Source organism: Thiobacillus sp. 65-1402 (assembly GCF_001897685.1).
Lineage (GTDB): Bacteria > Pseudomonadota > Gammaproteobacteria > Burkholderiales > Thiobacillaceae > Thiobacillus.
Genome location: NZ_MKUG01000100.1, coordinates 1 through 9,362 on the forward strand (window position 1 = coordinate 1; position 9,362 = coordinate 9,362).

Consider the following 9,362-nt stretch of genomic DNA (forward strand, 5'->3'; position numbering starts at 1 on the left):
AGTCGGGCAGCCAGACGTGCAGCGGGAATTGCGCCGACTTACCCATCGCGCCGATGAACAGGAGGATGCCGATGACGGTCATCAGCATCCACGGCGTGTCGGGCCACAGGGTAATCGTCTCGTTGGCGAGCGACGGCGCTCTGGCGAACACCGTGGCGTAGTCGAGCGAACCGAAATGCGCCAGCACCAGGCCGATGCCGAGGATGAAGCCGAAGTCGCCGACACGGTTGACCAGGAAGGCCTTGAGGTTGGCGTAGATCGCCGTCTCCTTGGTGTACCAGAAGCCGATCAGCAGATAAGACACCAGGCCCACCGCTTCCCAGCCGAAGAACAACTGCAGGAAGTTGTTGCTCATCACCAGCATCAGCATCGAGAAGGTGAACAGCGAGATGTAGCTGAAGAAGCGCTGGTAGCCCGGGTCGTCGTGCATGTAGCCGATGGTGTAGATGTGCACCATCAGCGAGACGAAGGTGACGACCAGCATCATCATCGCGGTGAGCGAGTCGATCAGGAAGCCGACCTCGAAGCGCAGGTCGCCCAGCACCATCCAGGTGTAGACCGTGCCGTTGAAGGTGTGCCCGGCAAGTACGTCCTGGAACACCAGCACCGAGGCAATCAGCGCCAGCGTCACCCCGGCGATGGTGGCCAGATGCGCGCCGGTGCGGCCGACCCATTTGCCGAACAGGCCGGCGATGATGGCTCCAACGAGGGGCGCCAGCGGCACGATCAGGTAGAGCGTCTGCATGTTCATCGCATCAGCCTTTCAGGCGGTCGAGGTCATCGACGTTGATCGTGTGCAGATTGCGGAACAGCAACACCAGGATCGCCAGGCCTATAGCCGCTTCCGCTGCGGCGACGGTGAGGATGAAGAAGACGAAGATCTGGCCGTGGATGTCGCCGAGGTAATGCGAAAACGCGATGAAGTTCATGTTCACCGCCAGCAGCATCAACTCGATCGCCATCAGCAGAATGATGACGTTCTTGCGGTTGAGGAAGATGCCCAGCACGCTGATGGCGAACAGAATGCCGCCCAGCACCAGATAATGCGACAGGGAAATCACGCGCCCTCCTCCCCTGAATCCTGAATCCTGGCCCCTGGCCCCTTTTCCGCCTGCATTTTCACGATGCGCAGCCGGTCGTTGCGCTTGACCTTCGACTGTGCGGCGGGGTCGATGTACTTGCTGTCCTTGCGGCGGCGCAGCGTCAGCGCAATCGCGGCGACGATCGCCACCAGCAGGATCACCGCGGCAAGCTCGAATGCATAGACATAGTCGGTATACAGCAGCCGCCCGAGTTCCTTGGTATTGCTGTAGTCGGCGGGATGCGGTGCCGGCGTGCCCATCACCTCCAGGCCGAAATGGCGGCTGCCCAGTATCAGTGCCATCTCGATCACCAGCAGCACCGAGACGAAACCGGCGAGCGGCAGGTAATCCCAGAAGCCTTCGCGCAACTTGTCGAGATTGATGTCGAGCATCATCACCACGAACAGGAACAGCACCATCACCGCACCGACGTAGACCAGCACCAGGGTGATCGCGAGGAACTCGGCTTCCAGCAGCATCCACAGTCCGGCTGCGGTAAAAAACGCCAGCACCAGAAACAGCGCTGCATGCACCGGATTGCGCGCGGTGACGACGCGCATTCCGGCAAACACCAGGATGGCGGCGAAGAAATAGAAGATCGCGGTCGTGTAAGTCATATCGATTGGTCAGCGGAATTTCGCATCGGCCGCGCGGTCCTTCGCGATCTGCGCTTCATGCTGGTCGCCGATGGCGAGCAGCATGGACTTGGTATAAACGAGGTCGCCGCGCTGCTCGCCATGGTATTCGAGGATGCGGGTCTCGACGATCGAATCGACCGGACAGGATTCCTCGCAGAAGCCGCAGAAGATGCACTTGGTGAGGTCGATGTCGTAGCGCGTGGTGCGGCGGGTGCCGTCGGCGCGCTGTTCCGATTCGATGGTGATGGCAAGCGCCGGGCAGACCGCCTCGCACAGCTTGCAGGCGATGCAGCGCTCCTCGCCGTTGGGATAGCGGCGCAGCGCGTGCAGGCCGCGGAATCGGGGGCTTTGCGGGGTTTTCTCTTCGGGGAACTGCACCGTGATCTTGCGCGCGAACAGGTGCCGCCCGGTGAGCATCATGCCGCGCAGCAGTTCGACCAGAAGCAGGCTGCCGAAGAATTGGGTGATCCGTCTCATGGCGCGCTCAGTGGAAGAGATGACCATACGGCGTCTGCATCATGGCGCCGACGACGACGATCCAGACGAGGGTGATGGGGATGAACACCTTCCAGCCGAGGCGCATGATCTGGTCATAGCGGTAGCGCGGGAAAGTGGCGCGGAACCACAGGAACAGGAACAGCACGAAGCCGGTCTTCAGAAGCCACCAGACGATGCCGTCGGGCAGGAAGGTCACAGGCGACAGCCAGCCGCCGAGGAACATCAGGGTGGTGAGCGCCGAAACCAGGATCATGTTGGCGTATTCGGCGAGGAAGAACACCGCGAAGGCCATGCCGGAATATTCGACATGGAAGCCGGCGACGATTTCGGATTCGCCTTCGGCGACGTCGAACGGCGCGCGGTTGGTCTCGGCGACACCGGCAATCAGGTAGACGACGAACAAGGGAAACAGCGGCCAGATATACCACTGATGCAGCCCGCCGGTCTGGCCCTGCACGATATCGACCAGGTTGAGCGATTGCGATGCCATCAATACGCCGACCAGGGCAAAACCCATGGCGATTTCGTACGACACGATCTGCGCCGCCGAACGCATGGCGCCAAGGAAAGCGTATTTGGAGTTGGACGCCCAGCCCGCGATGATGACACCGTAGACGCCCATCGAGGTGATTGCCAACACATACAGCAGACCGGCGTCGATGTTGGCCAGCACCAGCGTATCGGTGAACGGAATCACCGCCCATGCCGCCAGCGCCGGCGCGATGGCGAGGATGGGGCCGAGGATGAACAGCCCGCGGCTGGCGCCGGCGGGAATGATGATTTCCTTCATCAGCAGTTTCACCGCATCGGCGATCGGCTGCAGCAGCCCCTGGAAGCCGACGCGATTGGGGCCGATGCGCACCTGCATCCAGCCGATGACTTTTCTCTCTGCGTAGGTAAGGTAGGCCACGCCCAGCATCAGCGGCACCACCAGCGCCAGGATCTTGATCAGCGTCCAGGCGACGGTTTGAATGGCAGCCCAGTCCATGCCCACGCTCTCCATGAGTCCTGCCTCCATCAGACCGGCTCCGCCGTGATCGGACCGAACATCGGCCCGAGGCCAGCCGTCAGCGGATGACCGCTGGGAATGCGCACGCAGGTATCGGGCAACAGATCGTCGCGCTGCACTTTCAGGGTCAGCGCGCTTGCGGTCTGGCGCACCGAGACGCGGCCGTTTTCCTGCAGCCCCAGCCTGGCGATCAGGCGGCTGTGCATGCGCGCCACCGGCAGGGCCGCATCCAGCGTCATCTGCAGCGATGGCGAGCGGCGCACCACGGCGTCGGTCTGATAAATCGGCACCTCGGCAACGCGCTCCAGCCCGCCGCCAAGCGGCGGCAGCGCTACCGCCACACCGCTGACTTCATTGTTGAGGAAAGCCTGCACCGAACCGGTGGGCGTCTCGCCCAGCGCGTCGCGCAGCACCTCTTTCGAATCGTTGTGGTCGAACCCGGCCAGCCCCAGCAGGTTGCCCAGCACACGCAGCGCCTTCCAGGCCGGACGGGTTTCGCCGAGCGGCTTCACCACGGCACTGAAGCTCTGAATCCTGCCTTCGGTGTTGACGAAGGTTCCCGAGGTTTCGGTCCACGGTGCGACCGGCAGCAGCACATCGGCGTAATCGAGCGACTTGCCTTTGTAGGGAGACATCACCACGACAAACTCCGCTGCATCGATGCTGGCCATCGCGGATACCGGGTCGTGGGTATCGAGCTCAGCTTCCACGCCCAGCAGCAGATAGGCACGCAACGGCCGGGCCAGCATCTGCTGCGCATTCAATCCCTTGATGGCGGGCTGTCCGAGCGGCCCGCAGCCGGGAATTGCACCCACCGCCACCGCGCCAACGCTGTTGGCCGCTTCGCCCAGCACGCCGAAGCTGGCACCCGCGAGCTTCGCCACTTCCTGCGCCAGCGCGTGAATCTGCGAATAGCCGGGGTGATGCTGCGCCATGTTGCCGAGAAAGACCGCGCGCGCGTCCCCGCCTGAAGAACCCGGGCCGCTGCCCGACAGGCTCTCGGCCATCTTGCGGGCGATGTCATCCACCACGCCGTGCGCGGCGATATCGGGCACCGGCAGGTTTTTCAGTTCGGCCAAGGCGCGGCATACCCCGGCCAACGCAGCAGCAAGTTGCGATGGCGCGACGATGCGCTTGGCGTGCACCTTGCCGAGGAATTCGTCTTCCGCCGCATTGATGAGGTTGAGCTGGCCGTACCAGCGCACCGACTCGCGGATGCGGTGCGCCATCAACGGATGATCCTTGCGCAGGTTGGAGCCCACTACCAGCATGCGGTTGAGGCGCGACATGTAGGTCACCGGCATGCCCAGCCAGAAGCCGCCGTGCGCCTTGTCGTCGAGCGAGAAATCCGACTGCCGCAGGCGATGGTCGACGTTGCCGCTGCCGAGGCCGCGCATCAGCTTCTGCAGCAGGAACAGCTCTTCCGCCGGGCGATACGGCGTCGACAGCGCACCGATCTGTTCGGCGGGGATCGATTTCAATTTGTCCGCAACATGTTCCAGCGCGGCCTGCCAGGTGGTTTCCACCCATTGCCCGTCCTGCTTGACCATAGGCTGGGTCAGGCGCTCGGGCGTGTTGAGGCCTTCGTACGAGAAGCGGTCGCGGTCGGCCAGCCAGCATTCGTTGACGTCTTCGTTCTCGCGCGGCAGCACCCGCATCACCTTGTTGTCCTTGACGTGGACTTCGAGGTTGGAACCCAGGCTGTCGTGCGGGCTGATCGAGGCACGGCGCGACAGTTCCCAGGTGCGGGCGGTGTAGCGGAAGGGTTTGCTGGTCAGCGCACCGACCGGGCACAGGTCGATGACGTTGCCCGACAGTTCGGACGCCACCTGGTTTTCCAGGAACGGCATCACTTCGGTGTGTTCGCCGCGCCCGGCCATGCCGAGTTCCATCACGCCGGCGATTTCCTGGCCGAAGCGCACGCAGCGGCTGCAGTGGATGCAGCGCGTCATGTCGGTGGCGATGAGGGGGCCGAGATTCTTCTCGCTCACCACACGCTTGATTTCCTGGTAACGCGACGACGACCCACCGTAGCCCACAGCCAGATCCTGCAGGGTGCATTCGCCGCCCTGGTCGCAGATCGGGCAGTCGAGCGGATGGTTGATCAGCAGGAACTCCATCACGCTTTTTTGCGCATCGATCGCGTATTCCGAACGCGTGTGCACTTTCATGCCGTCGGTCACCGGCGTGGCGCAGGCCGGCAACGGTTTCGGCGCCTTCTCCACCTGGACCAGACACATGCGGCAGTTGGCGGCGATCGAGAGCTTCTTGTGATAACAGAAATGCGGAATCGCGATGCCGGCCTGATTCGCCGCATCCATGATGGTGTCGCCGCTTTCGACCTGCAGCGCGCGTCCGTCAATTTCGATATTAAGCGTAGCCATCGTTACTATTCCGTTCAGACCATGCAGCGCTTGTGCTCGATGTGGTGCTCGAACTCGTGGCCAAAGTGTTTGAGGAAGCTTTGCACCGGCATCGCCGCCGCGTCGCCCAGCGCACAGATCGTATGGCCGCCTATGTGCCCCGCCACGCTGTTGAGCAGGTCCATGTCTTCCGGCCGTCCCTGGCCGTGTTCGATGCGGTGGATCACCCGGTACATCCAGCCGGTGCCCTCGCGGCACGGCGTGCACTGGCCGCACGATTCCTCGAAGTAGAAATAGGACAGCCGCTCCAGCGCGCGCACCATGCACACGGTTTCGTCCATCACGATGACCGCGCCCGATCCCAGCATGGAGCCGGCCTTGGCGATGGAATCGAAATCCATGGTGCAATCCATCATGATGCCGGCCGGCAGCACCGGCGCGGACGATCCGCCCGGGATCACCGCTTTCAATTGGTGGCCGTTGCGCACCCCGCCCGCCATCTGCAGCAGCTCGGAAAACGGCGTGCCGAGCGGCACTTCGTAATTGCCGGGTTTGTTGACGTGACCAGAAACCGAGAACAGCTTGGAGCCACCGTTGTTGGGTTTGCCCAGTTCCAGGAAGGCCTGGCCGCCGTGCTGCATGATCCACGGCACCGAGGCAAGCGTCTCGGTATTGTTGATGGTGGTCGGCTTGCCGTACAGGCCGAAGCTGGCCGGAAACGGCGGCTTGAAGCGCGGCTGACCTTTTTTCCCTTCGATCGATTCCAGCAGCGCGGTTTCCTCGCCGCAGATGTAGGCGCCGTAGCCGTGATGCGCATGCAACTGAAAGCAGAAATCGGTACCGAACAGATTGTCGCCGAGATAGCCGGCCTCGCGCGCTTCCTTCAAGGCGCGCTCGAAGACGTCGTAGATCTCGAAGATTTCGCCATGAATGTAGTTGTAGCCCACGCGAGCGCCGAGCACGTAGCCGGCGATCGCCATACCTTCGATCAGCTGGTGCGGGTTGTAGCGCAGGATGTCGCGATCCTTGAAGGTGCCCGGCTCGCCCTCGTCGCTGTTGCAGACGATGTATTTGTCGCCCGGGAACGCACGCGGCATGAAGCTCCACTTGAGCCCGGTGGGGAAGCCTGCGCCGCCGCGGCCGCGCAGCGCGCTGGTCTTGAGCTCGGCAATGATGGTGTCACCCGGCATCTGCTCGGTCACCACGCGGCGCAGCGCCTGATAACCGCCGTTGGCGACATAGGTCGCGAGCGATGCCGGATTGTCGAGCGCCTGGGTCCAGCTGCAGACCTGGGGGGTGGGGGCGAGCAGGCTCATTTCAGCTTGTCCAGCAGCTCGTCGATCTTCCCGGGGGTCAGGTGCGTGTGCATCGCATGGTTATTGTGCAGACACATCGGCGCATCGCCGCACGCTCCCATGCATTCGCCCTCCTTCAAGGTGAAGCGGCCGTCCTCGGTGGTTTCGCCAAAGCCGATGCCGAGCTTCTGCCTGAGATGCTCGGCAATCTCGTTCGCCCCCATCAGCGCGCACGGCAGATTGGTGCACACGGTGATCTTGTGGCGCCCCACCGGCTGGGTGTCGTACATGTTGTAAAACGTGGCAACCTCGTATGCGGCGATCGACGGCATCTCGAGGTAGTCCGCAACATACTCGATCAATTCCGGCTTGAGCCAGCCGCATTCGGTTTGCGCGATGCGCAACGCCGCCATTACCGCCGACTGCTTCTGCTCCGGCGGGTATTTGGCGACTTCAGCGTCGATCAGCGCAAGGGATTCGGCACTCAGCCGCAGGCTGTTCAAGTCAGGATTGGCCATCAGCGGTCGATCTCTCCGAAAACGATATCCTGCGTTCCGATGATGGCAACGACGTCGGCGATCATGTGGCCACGGCTCATTTCATCGAGCGCGGCCAGATGCGCGTAGCCCGGCGCACGGATTTTCAGGCGGTAGGGTTTGTTGGCGCCGTCCGACACCAGATAGATGCCGAACTCACCTTTGGGGTGCTCCACCGCGGCATAAGCTTCGCCTTCCGGCACGTGCATCCCTTCGGTAAAGAGCTTGAAGTGATGGATCAGCTCTTCCATGTTCTGCTTCATGTCGATCCGTGCCGGCGGCGCAACCTTGTGATTGTCGACGATGACCGGGCCGGGATTTTTGCGCAGCCAGTCGACGCACTGCTTGATGATGCGATTGGACTGGCGCATTTCCTCGATGCGCACCAGGTAGCGGTCGTAGCAGTCGCCGTTGGTGCCGACCGGAATGTCGAAATCCATGCGGTCGTAGACTTCGTAGGGCTGTTTCTTGCGCAGATCCCATTCGACGCCGGAACCGCGCAGCATGGGGCCGGTAAAACCCAGCGCCAGCGCGCGTTCAGGCGACACCACCCCGATGCCTACGGTGCGCTGCTTCCAGATGCGGTTGTCGGTCAGCAGGGTTTCATATTCGTCGACATAGGTCGGAAAACGCTGGGTGAAGTCCTCGATGAAGTCGAGCAGCGAACCCTGGCGGTTGGCGTTCATCGACTTCAGCGTCGCCTCGTTGCGGGTGTGCTGCGCCTGGTACTGCGGCATCGTATCGGGCAGGTCGCGGTAGACGCCGCCGGGCCGGTAATAGGCCGCATGCAGGCGCGCACCGGAGACCGCCTCGTAGCAGTCCATCAGGTCTTCGCGCTCGCGGAAGGCATACAGGAACACCGTCATCGCACCGACGTCGAGCGCGTGCGCGCCCAGCCACAGCAGATGGTTCAGCACGCGGGTGATCTCGTCGAACATCACCCGGATGTATTGCGCGCGCTCGGGGACGTCGATCTGCAGCAGCTTCTCGATCGCCATCACGTAGGCGTGCTCGTTGACCATCATCGACACATAGTCGAGGCGGTCCATGTAGGGCACCGACTGCAGGAAGGTCTTGTGTTCGGCCAGCTTCTCGGTGGCGCGGTGCAGCAGGCCGATGTGCGGGTCGGCGCGCTGGATCACCTCGCCGTCCAGCTCCAGCACCAGCCGCAGCACGCCGTGCGCGGCCGGGTGCTGCGGACCGAAGTTCATGGTGTAGTTCCGGATTTCAGCCATGCGAAATCCCCTGAATTACACGTATTGGAACAGCGTAGTTGCGGATCTCGGCCATTAGCGCCCCGTCCCGTAGCTTTCGTCGCGCACGATGCGCGGCACGATTTCGCGCGGCTCGATCGACACCGGCTGGTAAATCACCCGCTGCTGGGTCGGGTCGTAGCGCATCTCGACGTTGCCCGACAAGGGGAAATCCTTGCGGAACGGATGGCCGATGAAGCCATAGTCGGTGAGAATGCGGCGCAGGTCGGGATGGCCTTCGAACACGATACCGTACAAGTCGAAGGCTTCGCGCTCGAACCAGTTGGCGGCCGGCCAGGTCTCGACCATCGACGCCACCACCGGCAGATCGTCGTCGGGGCAGAACACGCGCACCCGCACGCGCCGGTTGTTGGCCACCGACAGCAGATGCGCCACCACGGCAAAGCGCGAACCGTCCCATACGCCGTCGCCGTAATCCGAATAATCGATGCCGCACAGATCGATCAACTGCTCGAAGCGGCAGTCGGGGTGATCGCGCAGTGCGAGCATGGCGGACGCATACGCCTGCGGCTTGACGACGAGCGTCAGCTCCCCCAGCCGTTCGGTGATCTGGGCGAGCGCATCGCCAAGAACGTTATGCAGGCAAACAGAATAGGACTCCAGCGTCGTGGCCATAAGTGACGTTTAACGGGCGATGGTGTTGGTGCGGCGGATCTTGTTCTGCAGC

General features: G+C 62.7%; 10 protein-coding genes. All 10 read right to left on the minus strand.

What is annotated here, in order from left to right:
• Positions 1 to 751: proton-conducting transporter membrane subunit (locus BGO62_RS08185; protein ID WP_296641125.1), on the minus strand; the 751-nt coding region annotated here is incomplete at its 3' end.
• Positions 752 to 755: 4 nt separating this feature from the next.
• Complete coding sequence (nuoK, locus tag BGO62_RS08190) at positions 756 to 1,061, minus strand: NADH-quinone oxidoreductase subunit NuoK (protein WP_296641130.1); 306 nt, start codon at positions 1,059 to 1,061, stop codon at positions 756 to 758.
• Positions 1,058 to 1,699: an NADH-quinone oxidoreductase subunit J gene (locus BGO62_RS08195; protein WP_296641131.1), complete on the minus strand. Its 642-nt coding sequence runs from the start codon at positions 1,697 to 1,699 to the stop codon at positions 1,058 to 1,060. The genes nuoK and BGO62_RS08195 overlap by 4 nt, the downstream gene beginning before the upstream one ends.
• Positions 1,700 to 1,708: 9 nt before the next feature.
• Positions 1,709 to 2,197, minus strand: coding sequence for an NADH-quinone oxidoreductase subunit NuoI (gene nuoI, locus BGO62_RS08200; protein ID WP_296641135.1), 489 nt, complete (start codon positions 2,195 to 2,197; stop codon positions 1,709 to 1,711).
• A gap of 7 nt (positions 2,198 to 2,204) precedes the next feature.
• On the minus strand, positions 2,205 to 3,236 hold the full coding sequence (gene nuoH / locus BGO62_RS08205) for an NADH-quinone oxidoreductase subunit NuoH (RefSeq protein WP_296641139.1): 1,032 nt from the start codon (positions 3,234 to 3,236) through the stop codon (positions 2,205 to 2,207).
• Positions 3,236 to 5,611, minus strand: a complete 2,376-nt coding sequence (gene nuoG / locus BGO62_RS08210; protein ID WP_296641142.1) for an NADH-quinone oxidoreductase subunit NuoG — start codon at positions 5,609 to 5,611, stop codon at positions 3,236 to 3,238. Before nuoG ends, nuoH begins: the two co-directional genes overlap by 1 nt.
• A gap of 14 nt (positions 5,612 to 5,625) precedes the next feature.
• Entirely contained in the window at positions 5,626 to 6,906 is a 1,281-nt protein-coding gene (nuoF, locus tag BGO62_RS08215) for an NADH-quinone oxidoreductase subunit NuoF (protein ID WP_296641145.1), read from the minus strand.
• On the minus strand, positions 6,903 to 7,403 hold the full coding sequence (nuoE, locus tag BGO62_RS08220; protein WP_296641147.1) for an NADH-quinone oxidoreductase subunit NuoE: 501 nt from the start codon (positions 7,401 to 7,403) through the stop codon (positions 6,903 to 6,905). Before nuoE ends, nuoF begins: the two co-directional genes overlap by 4 nt.
• Positions 7,403 to 8,656 carry an NADH-quinone oxidoreductase subunit D gene (locus tag BGO62_RS08225; protein ID WP_296641149.1) on the minus strand — a complete coding sequence of 418 codons (1,254 nt, stop codon included), beginning with the start codon at positions 8,654 to 8,656 and terminating at the stop codon, positions 7,403 to 7,405. The genes nuoE and BGO62_RS08225 overlap by 1 nt, the downstream gene beginning before the upstream one ends.
• Positions 8,657 to 8,710: 54 nt before the next feature.
• Positions 8,711 to 9,310 carry an NADH-quinone oxidoreductase subunit C gene (locus BGO62_RS08230; RefSeq protein WP_296641151.1) on the minus strand — a complete coding sequence of 200 codons (600 nt, stop codon included), beginning with the start codon at positions 9,308 to 9,310 and terminating at the stop codon, positions 8,711 to 8,713.
• Positions 9,311 to 9,362: the final 52 nt, after the last annotated feature.